The organism is Bradyrhizobium sp. IC3123 (assembly GCF_020193625.1).
GTDB classification, from domain to species: Bacteria; Pseudomonadota; Alphaproteobacteria; order Rhizobiales; family Xanthobacteraceae; genus Bradyrhizobium; species Bradyrhizobium yuanmingense.
On record NZ_JADYVF010000002.1, the window covers coordinates 727,398 to 742,276 of the forward strand.

General features: G+C 64.6%; 19 protein-coding genes. 3 read left to right on the top strand and 16 right to left on the bottom strand.

The features are described from left to right. Positions 1-9: 9 nt before the first annotated feature. The 3 genes from I6F20_RS09000 to I6F20_RS09010 form a co-directional block, all read right to left on the bottom strand. Positions 10-894 (bottom strand): amidohydrolase family protein, encoded by an 885-nt coding sequence (locus I6F20_RS09000; protein WP_225125832.1) that lies wholly within the window; start codon positions 892-894, stop codon positions 10-12. A 31-nt stretch (positions 895-925) separates the two neighbouring features. Next, complete coding sequence (locus I6F20_RS09005; RefSeq protein ID WP_036001304.1) at positions 926-1,636, bottom strand: TetR/AcrR family transcriptional regulator; 711 nt, start codon at positions 1,634-1,636, stop codon at positions 926-928. 83 nt (positions 1,637-1,719) lie between these two features. Beyond that, positions 1,720-2,862, bottom strand: coding sequence for a mechanosensitive ion channel family protein (locus tag I6F20_RS09010; protein ID WP_225125833.1), 1,143 nt, complete (start codon positions 2,860-2,862; stop codon positions 1,720-1,722). 126 nt (positions 2,863-2,988) lie between these two features. Between I6F20_RS09010 and I6F20_RS09015 the strand changes: the two genes are divergently transcribed. After that, positions 2,989-4,239, top strand: a complete 1,251-nt coding sequence (locus I6F20_RS09015; protein WP_225125834.1) for a DUF763 domain-containing protein — start codon at positions 2,989-2,991, stop codon at positions 4,237-4,239. A 35-nt stretch (positions 4,240-4,274) separates the two neighbouring features. Here the strand turns inward: I6F20_RS09015 and I6F20_RS09020 are convergent, their stop codons facing one another. From I6F20_RS09020 to I6F20_RS09055, 8 genes are all read right to left on the bottom strand, one after another. Continuing rightward, positions 4,275-4,517 carry a hypothetical protein gene (locus tag I6F20_RS09020; RefSeq protein WP_036001316.1) on the bottom strand — a complete coding sequence of 81 codons (243 nt, stop codon included), beginning with the start codon at positions 4,515-4,517 and terminating at the stop codon, positions 4,275-4,277. A gap of 24 nt (positions 4,518-4,541) precedes the next feature. Further along, a complete protein-coding gene (locus tag I6F20_RS09025; protein ID WP_036001319.1) occupies positions 4,542-4,805 on the bottom strand; it encodes a hypothetical protein in 264 nt (87 codons plus the stop codon). A gap of 15 nt (positions 4,806-4,820) precedes the next feature. Then, the gene (locus I6F20_RS09030) at positions 4,821-5,048 is read right to left on the bottom strand and encodes a hypothetical protein (RefSeq protein WP_036001323.1); all 228 of its coding nucleotides are present in this window, start codon (positions 5,046-5,048) and stop codon (positions 4,821-4,823) included. A 1-nt stretch (position 5,049) separates the two neighbouring features. Then, positions 5,050-5,250, bottom strand: coding sequence for a hypothetical protein (locus tag I6F20_RS09035; protein WP_036001325.1), 201 nt, complete (start codon positions 5,248-5,250; stop codon positions 5,050-5,052). Positions 5,251-5,264: 14 nt separating this feature from the next. Next, the gene (locus tag I6F20_RS09040; RefSeq protein WP_036001413.1) at positions 5,265-5,450 is read right to left on the bottom strand and encodes a hypothetical protein; all 186 of its coding nucleotides are present in this window, start codon (positions 5,448-5,450) and stop codon (positions 5,265-5,267) included. 148 nt (positions 5,451-5,598) lie between these two features. Continuing rightward, a complete protein-coding gene (locus I6F20_RS09045; RefSeq protein ID WP_225125835.1) occupies positions 5,599-6,870 on the bottom strand; it encodes a cytochrome P450 in 1,272 nt (423 codons plus the stop codon). 101 nt (positions 6,871-6,971) lie between these two features. After that, a complete protein-coding gene (locus tag I6F20_RS09050) occupies positions 6,972-7,295 on the bottom strand; it encodes a hypothetical protein (protein ID WP_036001330.1) in 324 nt (107 codons plus the stop codon). A 190-nt stretch (positions 7,296-7,485) separates the two neighbouring features. After that, the gene (locus I6F20_RS09055) at positions 7,486-8,259 is read right to left on the bottom strand and encodes a ferredoxin--NADP reductase (protein ID WP_109144114.1); all 774 of its coding nucleotides are present in this window, start codon (positions 8,257-8,259) and stop codon (positions 7,486-7,488) included. Between the two features lie 157 nt (positions 8,260-8,416). Here I6F20_RS09055 and I6F20_RS09060 point away from each other — a divergent pair, with 157 nt between their 5' ends. Both I6F20_RS09060 and I6F20_RS09065 read left to right on the top strand, forming a co-directional pair. Then, positions 8,417-9,613: an amidohydrolase family protein gene (locus I6F20_RS09060; protein ID WP_036001335.1), complete on the top strand. Its 1,197-nt coding sequence runs from the start codon at positions 8,417-8,419 to the stop codon at positions 9,611-9,613. Positions 9,614-9,737: 124 nt separating this feature from the next. Beyond that, complete coding sequence (locus I6F20_RS09065) at positions 9,738-10,439, top strand: hypothetical protein (RefSeq protein WP_036001338.1); 702 nt, start codon at positions 9,738-9,740, stop codon at positions 10,437-10,439. 4 nt (positions 10,440-10,443) lie between these two features. Here I6F20_RS09065 and I6F20_RS09070 read toward each other — a convergent pair whose 3' ends face one another. From I6F20_RS09070 to I6F20_RS09090, 5 genes are all read right to left on the bottom strand, one after another. Next, complete coding sequence (locus tag I6F20_RS09070; RefSeq protein ID WP_225171382.1) at positions 10,444-10,833, bottom strand: hypothetical protein; 390 nt, start codon at positions 10,831-10,833, stop codon at positions 10,444-10,446. 161 nt (positions 10,834-10,994) lie between these two features. Next, complete coding sequence (locus I6F20_RS09075) at positions 10,995-11,450, bottom strand: MarR family winged helix-turn-helix transcriptional regulator (RefSeq protein WP_036001344.1); 456 nt, start codon at positions 11,448-11,450, stop codon at positions 10,995-10,997. 24 nt (positions 11,451-11,474) lie between these two features. Further along, a complete protein-coding gene (locus tag I6F20_RS09080) occupies positions 11,475-12,179 on the bottom strand; it encodes an ABC transporter ATP-binding protein (protein WP_172786252.1) in 705 nt (234 codons plus the stop codon). Beyond that, the gene (locus tag I6F20_RS09085; protein WP_109144118.1) at positions 12,176-12,967 is read right to left on the bottom strand and encodes an ABC transporter ATP-binding protein; all 792 of its coding nucleotides are present in this window, start codon (positions 12,965-12,967) and stop codon (positions 12,176-12,178) included. The genes I6F20_RS09080 and I6F20_RS09085 overlap by 4 nt, the downstream gene beginning before the upstream one ends. Next, positions 12,964-14,853: an ABC transporter permease gene (locus I6F20_RS09090; RefSeq protein ID WP_057028848.1), complete on the bottom strand. Its 1,890-nt coding sequence runs from the start codon at positions 14,851-14,853 to the stop codon at positions 12,964-12,966. Before I6F20_RS09090 ends, I6F20_RS09085 begins: the two co-directional genes overlap by 4 nt. Positions 14,854-14,879 lie beyond the last annotated feature (26 nt).

A 14,879-nucleotide genomic window follows, 5' to 3' on the forward strand; every position in this document is an offset into this window, starting at 1 on the left:
ATGACGTCGTCACGCCTCGAACCCGAACAGGCGCGCGGGATTGTCGACCAAAATCTTCGTCTGCACCGCCGGCTCCGGCGCGAACAGCGGAATCAGATCGACGAGATCGCCGTCATTCGGCATCACCTTGACGTTGGGATGCGGCCAGTCCGTACCCCAGATGACGCGATCCGGCGCGGTCTCGACGATCTTTCGCGCGAACGGCACCGCATCGGTGAACGGCGGACCGATAGAGGACACCCGCTCCGAGCCGCAGATCTTCACCCAGCACTTGTCATCGCGCTGCATCAGCTCGATCAGGATTCTGAACGGCAACTGGTCGAGCCCGTCTGCCGCCTTCACCCGGCCCATATGGTCGATGGTGTAGGTCAGGGGCAGCCTTGTCAGCATGTCGGCATATTCGGGCAGATCGATCGCATCGAAATGCAGATCGATGTGCCAGCCGAGCGGCGTGACCATCGCGACGATGCGGTCGAACACGCGCTTGTCGGGGACGCCGCCGAGATGGCGGACGAAATTGAAACGGCAGCCGCGAAAACCGCCCTCATGCAGCACGCGCAGGTCGCGCTCGGTGACGGCGCCATCGATGTTGGCGACGGCACGGTAGGCGCCATTGCTCTCAGCGATCGCATCGAGCGCCACCCTGTTGTCGGTGCCGTGCACGCTGGCATTGACGATGACGGCCCGCTCCACGCCGAGCTTGGCATGCAGGATGCGAAAATCCTCCAGCGGCGCATCCGGCGGCGTGTAGGAACGCTCCGGCGCGTAAGGGTATTTCGTGCCGGGCCCGAAGATGTGGCAATGCGCGTTACACGACAACTTCGGCAGCCTGAACTTCGGCGTGCGCGTGTTCGGGTCGGGCGGTGGAATGGTCGGCGTGTACATCATCGTCATGAGGTGAACCGCCGAAGCGAGATTTCTTGCTTCACGCCTTGCCGGCGACGACCGGCCGCCGCCGCGCCGGCGCGGCCTCATCCAGCGCCGGCGCCTGGAAAGCGGCGACGGTGGCCTGCACCAATTGTTCGATGGCGCAAGCGGCATCGCTGCCGTCGGCCTCGCCGCGCGACAGGCGCGACACGCGTTCCGGCGTCACCAGTGAATAATAGAGTGCGCCGAGCAGGAAGTGACTGCGCCAGACGATGTCCGTGCGCGGAATGTGCGGCAGACTCTCGTGCACCGCGTCGATGAAGGCGTGGCTGGTGTCGTCGAAGGTCTGCGCGATGATCTTTCGCGCGACCTCGTTACCTTCCGCCGACATCACCGCGCGCAGCCGCGTGAAACGCGCCCCGCCGCCGGCGAGATCGCTGCCCGAGGTGAAGGCCGGCACCACATAGGCCCGAACGATCGCCTCCAGCCGGTCCTGGAGATCGCGCACGCGCTTTGCGGCCGCGAGCAGCTCGGAACGGCGCAGATTCATCGGCCCGCAATGACGCCGGTAGATCTCCAGCAGCAAACCGTCCTTGGTCTTGAAATGATAGGTCACGCTGCCCGGATTTGCCCCGGCAGCTTGCGCAATGTCGCGCACCGATACGGCATTGAAGCCGTTGGTGGCGAACAGCTCCTCCGCGGCGGCGAGGATCGCCTCGCGCATGTTCGGCTTGCGGGCCGCTTCCTTGCTGGTGGGCTTGCGTACCATGAGATTTGTACTATCGTACAAAAGATCAGGTCTCGTCAACAAGAACGTGGCAATGGCGGGACGGCGCAGCGCGTAAGCGCCGTTCAGTGACTGGCGCTCGCCCGCATCCTCTCCGGCGGTGCGGGACGCAGTCCGAGATCGCCCTCTCCGTCTCCCGACGGGATCAGGATGGCGCGGTCGCGCGGCAGCGCCTCCGGCATCTCGTCGCGGATGAAGGCGATGAGCTTCTCCCTGATCTCGCAGCGCAGGTCCCACGACTGCGGTGCGTTCCTGGCACTGACCAGCGCCCGAAGCTCGATGGTGCGCGAATCGGCATCGATCACCTGGAGATTCACCACCTCCCCGTCCCACAGCTTCGACTGCTTCACCGCCTCCTCCAGCCAGCGTCGGATGCGCGGGACGTCGGCGCGATAGTCGACATGCAGCGCGACGACGCCGATGAGGGATGCGGTGTCGCGCGTCCAGTTCTGGAATGGCTTTTCGATGAAGTAGGACAGCGGCACCACCATGCGGCGCCAATCCCACAGCCGGATCACGACATAGGTCGAGGCGATGTCCTCGATCCAGCCCCATTCGTTCTCGATGATCACGGCATCCTCGATGCGGATCGGCTGGGTGATCGCGATCTGCAGGCCGGCGATCAGATTGCTCAGCAGCGGGCGCGCGGCAAGGCCGACGATGATACCGGCAGCACCTGCAGAGGCGAACAGGCTGACTCCGTATTGCTTCACGGAGTCGAACGTCATCAGCGCGGCGGAGACCGTGATGATGACGATGATGGTGTCGGTGACGCGCTTGAACACGCGCACCTGCGTGACATGCTTGCGCGCGACGAAATTCTCGGTGACATCGCGAAAGTTCTGCAAGTAGCGCGCCGCGCTCATGTCGACGATCCGGATCGAGATCCAGCCGATCAGCGCGATGAAGGCCACGACGAACAGGCGCGTCAGGGGGGTGCGGATCGTATCGTCGAGCGGCGCCAGCGGGAGCACCATTGCGACGGCGGCAAGGCAAAGCGCCATTTGCGCGGGGCCTGCCGTGCGCTCGATGAACACACTCAAGAGCGGAAGCCGCGTTCCGAAAGCGCGGTTGAGCAGCCATGTGGCGACCCGGTAGGCGAGCAGGGCAAGAAGGATCGCGCCGGCAACCAGGGTGAGGCCGATGAACCATGACGGTATCCAGCCGAACATCCCGTCGATATCGGCCGTCAGAGCCTGCCAATCCATGGATCGTCCCCATCATTGCATTCACGCAACCCGCACAACGCATCCCGGCCGGCTTCGCTCCCCCGCCCCGTGCAATGCAGCATCCCGCAGGTGCAACCGTCGCTGAGCTGCGCTAGGCTTGTCGCCATGACTCGACGAACCGGCAGCGCCGATCTTCCTCTTCACACCGGGCGGGTTCCGCCCTGGCTGGCAAGTCGCATGTCCTCGCTCGGGGCGATCGTCACCCAGGCGATCGTGCATCATTACGGCCGCGACGCATTTCTACAGCGCCTGTCGCATCCATTCTGGTTCCAGTCGTTTGGCGCCGTGATGGGAATGGACTGGCACTCCTCCGGCATCACCACCTCCGTGATCGGCGCGCTGAAGCGCGGGCTCGGACCGCTCCAGGACGAGCTCGGGATTTACGTCTGTGGTGGTCGCGGTCAGCATTCGCGCAAGACGCCGGACGAGCTGTTGCAGCTCGGCGACCGCGTCGGATTCGACGGCGTCAAGCTGACCCGGGCCAGCCGTCTGGTCGCCAAGGTCGACAGCGCCGCGGTCCAGGACGGCTTTGACCTTTATCTGCACGGCTTCTTCGTCACCACTGAGGGCAAATGGACGGTGGTGCAGCAGGGCATGAACGGCGACAAGCGGCAGGCGCGGCGCTATCACTGGCACTCCGAGGCACTGAAGAGCTTTGTCGATACGCCGCACAGCGCAATCGACGGGCCGCAGCAGGGGGAGATCGTCAATCTCACCGATCATCGCGCCGATCTGTCTCGGACGGCACAGCTCGAGCTGCTCTCCGACCTCGGTCCGGATCGCATCGTCTCCGAATTCGAGCGGCTCACGGGGACCCCGTCCACGCCGGCGCAAGGCATGCTGCCGCATCTGATCATGCCTGCGCATCATGATGTGCGGCCGAAGGACGTGTTCGCGCGCCGCCTGCACGGCACACTCGCCGCTGCAGCCGAACGCGGCCCGGCGGATTTTCCGGAGCTGCTGCTGACGCCGGGCGTCGGCGCGCGCACGGTGCGCTCGCTCGCGATGGTTGCCGAGGTCGTGCACGGCGCGCCCTATCGCTTCAGGGACCCCGCACGTTTCTCGCTCGCCCATGGCGGCAAGGACCGGCATCCCTACCCCGTTCCGATCAAGGTCTATGACCAGACCATCCGGGTGCTGAAGGGCGCGATCCACAACGCGAACCTCGGGCGAGAGGAAGAGATGCAGGCGATCAAGCGCCTCGACGACCAGGCGCGGCGGTTGGAGCGGACCGCGCGCGGGCCTTCGGTCGAGGCTTTCATCGCCGGTGAACGAGCGGCCTCACCGGATCTCGACGGCCGCTCGGTGTTCGGCTGGGAGCGCGACCTTGCGCCCACAAAAAAGCGGACCGGCTGAACACCGGTCCGCAAGTCGGCGGAAGGAACGCCCTCTCAGGTCTCGTCGGCCTCCGGCTTCTCATCGAGCCGGTTTGCTGCGTGGTCCTGATATTGTTCGGTCTGGATGGACTTGCCGTCCATGCCGCGAATGTCCGAATGCTGTTTCTTGTCTCGGTTGGACAGGACCATGTTGTCGCCGATCATCTCCTTCGGCACGTCGGTCAATGCGCCGGTGCCGTCGCCCTTGCCATGCATGCCCGATCTGAAGTGCGTCTTGCTGCCATGCCCACCAGGCATCAGTCTCTCCTCTCTTCGGATGATTTAGTGCTTCTGTTGTGCCGTCGTCGGTTTGGGCGGCTTGTGGCCGCTCTGGCCGGGATCGTTGTGCTTGTTGTGATCGCTCTCCTGGTTGAGACCGCCGCGGCTCACTGGAAACTCGCTGTGACGAGCTTCGGGGTTCGCACGATGGACGCGCGTGTCTTGCGGGTTATGACCGGCGGCCTGCTCGAGTTCTCGCGCATCCGGAACATCTGGCTTCCGCTCGAGGATGCGCACTTGCTGTTCGTGAGTCTTCTTGCCCTGCATTGTGGGCCTCCAATCTTACCGGCCTCTTCGGGGCGAACCGCTCCGCGCGACATCCTTGTCGATACCGCCACCGGCGTTCACGTCGTTTTCGACGTCGCCTTCGATCGTGTTCTCGCCCAAGACGTCCTCGAGGTCGTCAGGCGAAACGCCTGCCCTGTTCACGCCCTTGGATCCGCCGATCAGGGGGTTGTCATGCAGGTCCTTCTCGGTCGGCGCGTACAGCTTGGGTTGCTTGTTGGCCATGTCACCTGCCTCCGCCCTTTCCGGCCTCGTCGTGCGTGTGATGGGAATCGCGCTCGCCACCGCCGCCGGAAACCCGGCTGTGGCTGCGCTGCGGATCGTCCGCCGGCGGCTTCTTCACCTGAAGCGGTGCCTTCGCGTTCTCATGCGAGGCGCCGGGTCCGCCCTGTCGAATGCTGTTCGGTGTCTTCGTGGATGTCGACATGAATGTCGTCCTCCTCAGCGATCTTGCTGATAGCCTTGGTTGGTCGTGTTCTGCTTGATGTTGCCCTGCTGTCCCTGCTGATCTGGATTCTGTACACGCTCCTGACCGTGCGGCATCTGATCGGCAGACATCTGCTTGCGATCGCCGGTTCCCTTGCGGCTCTGATTGTCCGGTGGAACAGGTGGCATCTTGCTGGCCATGATCTGGTCTCCCGTTAAGACGTCGATCTGCGACATGCGCCCCAAGGAACTCCCCTCCGCGTCATGTCGGGATGACAACAGCACGAACGGCACACCGTTCCTGGCCGATCACAACAGGCAAAGATTTTCCGAAAGGGCGCCGCCGACGTCAGTTCGCCGCGGTGAGGGAACGATCGTGCCTCGTTCCGCTGCGTGCAGTCGTCTCTGTTCCGCGGCCCTCTGCCGTGACGGGAAGCTTCGCGATCGCGCGCAAGCCCGGCCGCCTGCGCCAGCGGATTTCAGCGGCATCGACGGCAAGACTCAATTTCGGCCAACGCACGAACAGCGCCTCCAGCGCACAGGCCGCCTCGATGCGCGCGAGCTGATGGCCGAGACAGAAGTGGATTCCCGTGCCGAACGAGATATGGCGGTTCGGCTTGCGTTCGAGATCGAGGGTCTCGGGACGATCATGTACCGCGGGATCCATGTTCGCAGCGGCGAGCATCACCATGACGCGATCGCCCTTCTTCAGGCGCACGCCCTCGACCTCGACATCGCGCCGCACGTAGCGCGGCTTGGAGAATTGCACCGGTGAGACGAAGCGCAGAAACTCCTCGACTGCGAGCCCGACACGGCTCCAATCCTGTTCCAGCCAATCGCGCCGTTCGGGATTCCTGAGCAGCTCGTAGATGGAACCGCTGATGAGATGGGTGGTGGTTTCCGATCCCGCCCCGAGCAACAGAAACACCATCGAGACCATTTCATCCGGCGTGATCTGGCCGCCTTCGCGCTCGACCTGAATCAGCTCGGCAATCAGGCCCTCGCCGCCCTGGACACGCGCGATCTGCAACTGCTGCTCGAGGTAGGCGCGCATCTTGCGCACCGCGAACAGCAGGCGGAAGAAGCTGACGACATTCGTCAGCGAGGATATCGCGTTGGCCCAGGCGATGAACTTTGGACGATCTGCGAGCGGCAGGCCGAGCAGCTCCGAGATCACCGCGAGCGGCAGGATGCGCGCATAGCGCTGGACCAGATCGGCCGGGGATCCTTGCGCGAACAGCTCGTCGGCCAGACCGTCAGCGATGGCCCGGATGCGCGGCTCCATCGCAACGATCGCGCGGCGGCGAAACGCTTCGTCGACGATGCTGCGCAGCCGCGTGTGATCCGGCTCGTCCATCGTCAGCATGTTGTTGGCGATGGTCCTGACGAATCTCGGCATCCACCAGCGCAAGCCCGCGATGTCGCCATCCTCCTTGCGCAACGTGAAGGTCGCGCCGTCCTTCAGAACCTGCGCCGTGGCGTCATGGGTCGTGGTGATCCAGACATCGCCGACGATGGGAAACGGCGTCGCGACCACGGGTGCGGACATGCGCAATTTCGCGATCGCCTTGGGCGGATCGCGAAAGAAGGCCTCGCTGGTGAAATCGAGGCGCGCTGTCATGTGATCACCGGAACGATTGGTGGCGTATCACCGAGATGGTGCGCGGCGCGGCCGGCGCAAGGGTGCGTCTGCTCGTCGGCCGCGGGCGTGGCGAGCCGCGGCTATCCGCGCCCGGAGGAGCGCTGGCCGCTCTTGCGCTGCTGTTGGGTGTAGGCGTCCCAATGGCTCCAGCTGCCATTGCTGAGGCTCTGCAGGTCGGTTGCGAGTGGACGGCGCGTCCGTTTGTCGTGATCGGCGATGGCGCGCTCCGACTGTGCGATCTTGCGCTTGAGTTCCGCGATCGTCTTCTGCGTCTGGCCGTTGCGCTTCGAGGTGGCGATCTCGCCCATCGTGAAGCGCGCGGTCTCCAGCGCCTTCAGCTCGGCGCGGTTCTTCTTCAACTGAACCCGGTGCCAGGCGATGTTGCTGTCGCTGTCCGCAACCATGTGGGAACTCCGCTGATTCGGTCCCACATAGTATCGTGCGCCGAATCGGCGCCGCAACGCCCCGGCGGTGGCGAAAATGCGATCTTCTCGCGCAGAAATTCCGGATCTGGAGCCCCGCAACGGGGCCCTTGATTCTTATTTGGGCGGGTCTTCTTGACGCGAACCGGTATCCACTTCGCTCGAAAACGCTTCAGCGCTCGGCGAAGGCCTTCTCGACCACGAACTGGGCAGGCTCGCCGTGATTGCCCTCGACGAAGCCGCGCTCACCCAGGAGGACACGGGTGTCCGCCACCAGGGCCGGGCTGCCGCAGATCATGACGCGGTCATGGGCGGCTTCCAGCACCGGCAGGCCGATATCGGCGAACAGCTTGCCTGAGGTGATGAGATCGGTGATGCGGCCGCGATTGCGGAAGGGATCGCGCGTCACGGTCGGATAGTAAATCAGCTGGTTCTGGATGTACTCGCCGAGCAGCTCGTCCTTCGGCAGATGCTCGGTGATCATCTCGCCATAGGCGAGCTCCTTGACGTGCCGACAGCCGTGCAGCAGCACCACCTTCTCGAACCGCTCGTAGGTCTCGGGATCCTTGATCACGCTCAGGAACGGCGCAAGACCCGTGCCGGTGCCGATCAGGTAGAGGTTACGTCCCTCTTCCAGATTGTCGATCACCAGTGTGCCGGTGGCCTTGCGGCTGACGATGATCTCGTCGCCTTCCTTCAGATGTTGGAGGCGCGAGGTCAGCGGTCCGTCCGGCACCTTGATCGAGAAGAATTCCAGCGTGTCCTCGTAATTGGCGCTGGCGACGCTGTAGGCCCGCAGCAGCGGCTTCTCGCCGACCCTGAGCCCGATCATGGTGAATTCGCCGTTGCGGAAGCGGAAGGTCGGGCTGCGGGTGGTCTTGAAGGAGAACAGCGTATCGGTCCAGTGGTGGACGCTCAAAACGCTTTCTTGATTGAAATTGCTCATCTCACCTTCCCTGTCGCGTCGATTGCGGTTCCGAGGCCGGCAGCTATGCGTCGTTTGTACACGATCATTCGTATACTAATGAATAATCCGGCTTGATCCCGCGGTCAAGGCTGCCCAAGATCGGAAGCGTTGCAGTTAGGAATAAGGAGCCCCTTCCATGGCGCATGACGCACCCCAGGCCACCGGACCCTCGAAGCTGGTGATCCGCAATATCGGCCTGATCCTGTCCGGCGCTTTGGAAAAGCCGATCCTGGACGGCGACACCATCGTCGCCGAGAACGGCAAGATCAGCGCGATCGGCCGCTTCAAGGAGGTCAATACCGAAGGCGCCACCACCATCGTCGACGCCAACGGCACCACGGTGGCGCCGGGCCTGATCGACAGCCACGTCCACCCTGTCGCCGGCGACTGGACGCCGCGGCAGAACCAGATCAACTGGATCGACAGCTATCTGCACGGCGGCGTCACCACCATGATCTCCGCCGGCGAGGTGCACATGCCTGGCCGACCCCGCGACGTCGTCGGCCTCAAGGCCATGGCCGTGTTCGCCCAGCGCGCATTCTGGACCTTGCGTCCTGGCGGGGTGAAGGTTCACGCCGGCGCACCGGTGATCGAATGCGAGATGGTGGAAGAGGACTTCAAGGAGATGGCGGCCAACGGCGTCAAGCTGCTCGGCGAGGTCGGCCTCGGCGGCGTCAAGGACGGCCCGACCGCGCGGAAGATGGTCGGCTGGGCGCGCAAATACGGTATCCAGAGCACCATCCACACCGGCGGCCCGTCGATCCCCGGCTCCGGCCTGATCGACAAGGACGTGGTGCTTGAGGCCGACACCGACGTGGTCGGCCACATCAACGGCGGCCACACTGCTCTGCCCGACGACCAGATCCGCTGCATCTGCGAGGGCTGCAAGCGCGGCCTCGAGCTCGTGCACAACGGCAATGAGCGCTCGGCCCTGTTCACGCTGCGCACCGCCCGCGAGATGGGCGACCTGCATCGCGTCATCCTTGGTACCGACGCGCCCGCCGGCTCCGGCGTGCAGCCGCTCGGCATTCTGCGCATGGTCTCGATGCTGTCCTCGCTCGGCGACCTCCCGGCCGAGATCGCATTCTGCCTTGCCACCGGCAACACCGCCCGGATGCGCCAGCTCGACTGCGGCCTGATCGAGGTCGGCCGCTCCGCCGACTTCGTCATCATGGACAAGGCCCAGCACTCGCCGGGCAAGAACATCCTGGAGAGCGTTCAGCTCGGCGATCTCCCCGGCATCGGAATGACCATCATCGACGGCATCGTCCGCACCCAGCGCAGCCGCAACACGCCGCCCGCCGGCAAGGTGCCGGAGGTGGTGGCGAAGTGATGCAGCCGGAGCGGCCCGCCGCTCGCACCGTCCCTCGAAGGCATTGAACAAGTCGCAAGCCTGTTGCGTCTAACGCAGGCAGCCCTCGGCGGCGGCAGTTCATTGTTCGACCATCGAGGCTGACATGAAGGACCCATCACGGATAGCCGTGGGCGTCGCTGGCGCGGTGGCGGGCTATATCGCGATCTTTGTGCTGTTTTCTCTCCTCGATGTCGGCAACCGTGCGGACCCGATCACATCGGGTCTGCTGGGACTGTTCGTCTACTCGCCCACCGGTGCAATCGCCGGCGCGGTCCTCGCCAATTGGCTCGTGACGCGTTCAGGCAAAAATGCAGGGCAGGACGCAGGCGTCGGCGGCGTCGCGCGGAACAGCTTGAAGTCGCTCGGCATCGTCGCCCTGCTCTGCACCGCCGGCCTCGGCGCCTACATTGCGTACGCATACGCGACCGCAACGCCCTGGCTCAACCGCAACGGCGCCAATCCCCTGCTCGTGTTCGAGGTCCGCTTTCCGGCGGGAGTAACGGTGCCAACATCGGCGCAGGACATCACCATCGAACTGCAAACCGACATCAACACCATGCCGGGCGAAGTCAGTCCGGCCGCGTTCTATCGCGATGGCGACCAGGCGGTTATCGCCGGCGAAGTCGAGCTGGCGTTTCGAACCTCGCACCGGCAGCTCGCCATCAACATCCAGGGCCAGCCGAGCCGGATCTATCCGATCGATTTGACGGCCCGCGCGCCGCATACGCCGGAATTCGGAACGTGGCGGCGGCTTGGTGACGGCAGCGAAATCCGCTACCGCGCCAAATGGCCGGGAAAGACGTAAGAGATCAGCGCTTCTTCGCAATCTCACAGCGCACATAGGTCTGGCGCTTGGCCCGCCCAACTGGACCGTTGTCCATCACCAGCCTGCCATCCGCAGCGACGGAGACGCGAGGATTGGAGCGGAATTTTTCGCCCTCGCCTTCGCAGGCCAGCTTCATTTTCCAGCCGAGCCTTCCGTCGGCCGTGATCTGGCTGGCGCGGCACCGCGTCTCATACCAGTACAGGCGATTGCCGCCCTCGATGCTCATGCGGTTGGGACTGTCGTCGTCGCGACAGTCCTTTTTGGTCGAGGCCCAGAAGCCTTCGTAAGGCTGCGCCGCCAAGGCGGGAGCGCATTGGCCGGCGAGCACGGCACCAAGACTCAAGACAACCGCAAAGCGCGTCGCAACTCTCATGACCAAAACCTCGATAAACCCTTCATCAAGGTTAGTCGCCAGTTCCGGCACCTTGTTCAACTGCCGTAGGGTGGTCAACGCGCGAAGTGCCGTGCCCACGATTTTTTGCGACTCGAGAAAGGATGGCGGGCACGCTTCGCATTGCCCGCCCTACGAAACCTTCACCTGAGCTTGTTCAGCAGCATCATCAGCGTCTCGCGCTCTTTCGCCTCGAGCGGCGCCAGCGTCTCGCGGGTGATCGCCAGCGCGTTCGGCGCCAGCTTTTCGGCAAGCTGCTGACCGGCACGGGTCAGGCTCACGAGCAGGCGGCGGCCGTCCTCGGGATCCTGGCTCGTCTCGGTGAGGCCGCGCGCGGTGAGACGATCGATCACGCCCTTGATGGTCGCGACGTCCATCGCCGTCAGGCGCCCGAGCTGATTCTGCGAGCACGGCCCGGTCTCGGCCAGTTTCGACAGCGCCGCCCATTGCGTCGGCGTCAGATTGGTGCCGATGTCGCGGGCGAAGATCGAGCTGTGGCGCTGCCAGACCTGGCGCAGGATGAAGCCGACCTGTTCGTCGAGCACGTAAGGCGGTTTCGCCGGTTTGACACTTTTCTTTGCCGCAACGCTTCTCGCCATCCGTTCGCAGCCCTTCCCCTTGCCTCACAACGACAGATGCGCGTCGCGGATATCCGGGCGCGCGTCGAGCTCGGCCATGGTGCCGCCGAAGCAGATGCGGCCGCGCTCGATGATGTAGGCGCGATCCGAAATCAGCCGCGCGAAATGCAGATTTTGCTCGGAGACGACGATGCTGACGCCTTCCTTCTTCATGGTCAGGATGGCATCAACCATCTGCTCCACGATCTTCGGCGACAGGCCCTCCGACGGCTCGTCCAGCAGCACCAGCGAGGGATTGCCCATCAGCGTGCGCGCAATGGTGAGCATCTGCTGCTCGCCGCCGCTCATTCGTCCGCCCGGGCGGTTCTTCATCTCGCCGAGGTTAGGAAACAGCGCGAACAGCTTTTCGCGCGTCCAGTGCGGCGCATTCGGACGCTTCGGCTGGCGGCCGACTTCGAGGTTTTCCTCGACGGTCAGGTCCGTGAAGATGCGCCGCTCCTCCGGCACGTAGCCAAGGCCCTCGCGCACGATCTCGTGTGTCGGCTTCGACGAAACGTCCTTGCCCTCGAACGTGATGCGGCCGGAGCGCTGCGCGACGAGGCCGACGATCGACCGGAACGTCGTCGACTTGCCGGCGCCGTTGCGTCCCAGCAGTGCCACCACCTCGCCCTCGCCGACCTCGAAGCCGATGTCGAACAGGATATGCGCCGGACCATAATGGCTGTTGAGGTCCTGCACCGTGAGCTTCATGTGGAGGCTCCCTCGCGGTGGCGGGAATCGTAGACCAGGCCCTCGCCGAGATAGACCGCCTGCACCTGGGGATTGCCGCGCACTTCCGCCGGCGAGCCCTCCGCGATCAACGTCCCGCGGTTGAGCACGAGGATGCGATCGGCATGCTCGAACACCACGTCCATGTCGTGCTCGGTGAAGAGCACGCCGATGGATTTTTCTCGGGCAATGCGCGCGGTCAGCCGCATCAATTCGACGCGCTCGCGCGGTGCCATTCCGGCCGTCGGCTCGTCCATCAGCAGCAGTTTGGGCTGGTTGGCGAGCGCAACCGCAAGCTCGAGCCGCTTGAGATCGCCATAGGCAAGCTCGCCGCAGGGCCGGTCCGCATAGCCGCCCATGCCGACCAGCTCGAGCAGGCGGCCGGCCTCGTCGCGATCGAACTTCGGCGCCGAGCCGAACAGATTGAACAGCTGCTTGCCGTGCGAGATCAGCGCGACCTGCACGTTCTCCCGCACGGTCATGGTGGCGAAGGTCGCGGTGATCTGGAAGGTGCGGCCGACGCCGAGCCGCCAGACCTCACGCGGCTTCCGGCCGGTGATCTCCTCGCCAAGCAGGCGAACGTGGCCGCTATCAGGCATGTTCTGGCCGTTGAGCATGTCGAAGCAGGTGCTTTTTCCAGCGCCGTTCGGCCCGATCAGCGCCAGGATCTCGCCGGCCCGCAGCGAGAACGAGACGCCTCGCACGGCATGGATGCCGCCATAGGATTTGGTCAGGCCTTCGACCGCGAGAAGTGGAGGTGCGACGCTCATTCGGCAGACTCGATCGGCTTGGCGAGCAAAGGTGATCCCGGCGGCGATGCTTTCTTGCGGCGCTGCGCCAGCATCTCCAGCGTGCCGACGATGCCCTTGGGGAAGACGACGACGATCAGCATGATGAAGCCGCCGAGCACGAGCTTCGACAGATCGGTCTGGCTCACCAGCCAGATGTTCAAAGCCTTGTAGACGATGGCGCCGATCACCGCGCCCGAGACCGTCTCGACGCCGCCGAGCAGCACCATGACCAGCGCGTCGACCGAGAGCGAGATGCCGAGATTGTCGGGGAACACGCTGCCCTTCAGGTAGGCAAACAGCGCACCGCCGATGCCGGCGGTCGTGCCGGCGATCACGAAGGCGGTCCACTGGATGCGCTTGGCATCGATGCCGATGGCTTCGCTGCGCAAAACCGAGTCGCGCGTGGCACGAAGCGCGTAGCCGAACGGCGAGAACACCATGGCCCGCAGCGCGACAGTCACCAGCGCCGCGACGCCGAGCGAAAGCCAATAGAAGCGCGACGGACTTGCCGCCCAGCTCGATGGCCAGAGGCCGAGAATGCCGTTGTCGCCGCCGGTCACGTCCACCCACTGGAACGCGATCGACCAGACGATCTGCGCGAAGGCAAGCGTCAGCATTGCGAAATAGACGCCGGAGAGCTGCACCGCGAAGAAGCCGAACACGGCCGCACCCATGCAGCCGAGCAGCGGCCCGAGCAGCAGGCAGACGATCATCGGCAGTCCCGCCATCTTGGCGAGGAAGGCGATGCCATAGGCGCCCAGGCCAAAATAGGCGGCGTGACCGAACGAGGCGAGCCCGCCGACCGACATCAGGAAGTGCAGGCTGACGGCGAAGATCACGAAAATCGCGATCTCCGAGCCCACGGTCAGCAGATAGTTGCCGGCGAACAGCGGCAGCATGGCCGCGACGATCAGCGCCGCAAGCGCCATCAGCCGCTCGTTCGAGGTCAGCGGCCGCCAGGGATTGACGGTGAGACCCGGCGTCTTGCGCGCGGCCGCCTCCGGCTTGCCGAACAGGCCCCAGGGACGCACGATCAGCACCACCGCCATGACCAGGAAGACGAGAATGATCGAGATCTTCGGGAAGATCAGGATGCCGAAGGCATTCAGCTCGGAGACCAGCACCGCCGCGACGAAGGCGCCGACGATGCTGCCGAGGCCGCCGATCACGACCACGACGAAGACCTCGACGATGATCCGCAGGTCCATGGCGTGATGCACGGCATCGCGCGGGATCTGGAGCGCGCCGCCGAGCGCTGCGAGGAAGACGCCGACGGCGAACACCGACGTGAACAGCCACTTTTGGTTGACGCCGAGCGCGGCCACCATGTCGCGATCCTGCGTCGCCGCGCGCACCAAGACGCCCCAGCGCGTGCGCTGGAACAGCAGCCAGAGAATGCCGAGCACGACCGGTCCGAGCACGATCAGGAACAGATCGTAGCTCGGAATGTTCTGGCCGAAAAAGTCGATCGCGCCCCTGAAGCCCGGCGCGCGGCGGCCGACGAGATCGTCGGGCCCCCAGATCAGCACGACGAGATCCTCGACCATCAAGGTCAGGCCGAAGGTCGCGAGCAGCTGAAACAGCTCGGGCGCATGATAGATGCGCCGGAGCAGCACCATCTCGACGATGACGCCGATCAGCGCCACCGCGAACGCGGCCAGCACGATGCCGCCCCAGAAGCCGAACGCGCCGGACAAGCGCTCGGTCAGCGTGAAGGCGATGTAGGCGCCGATCATGTAGAAGGCGCCATGCGCGAAATTCACGATCCGGGTCACGCCGAAGATGATCGACAGGCCCGAGGCCACCAGAAACAGCGACGCTGCGCTGGCGAGACCGGTCAGAAACTGTACGACGTAAAAGGCCATCGGCGGTCCGGGTTGGTTAGGTCTCG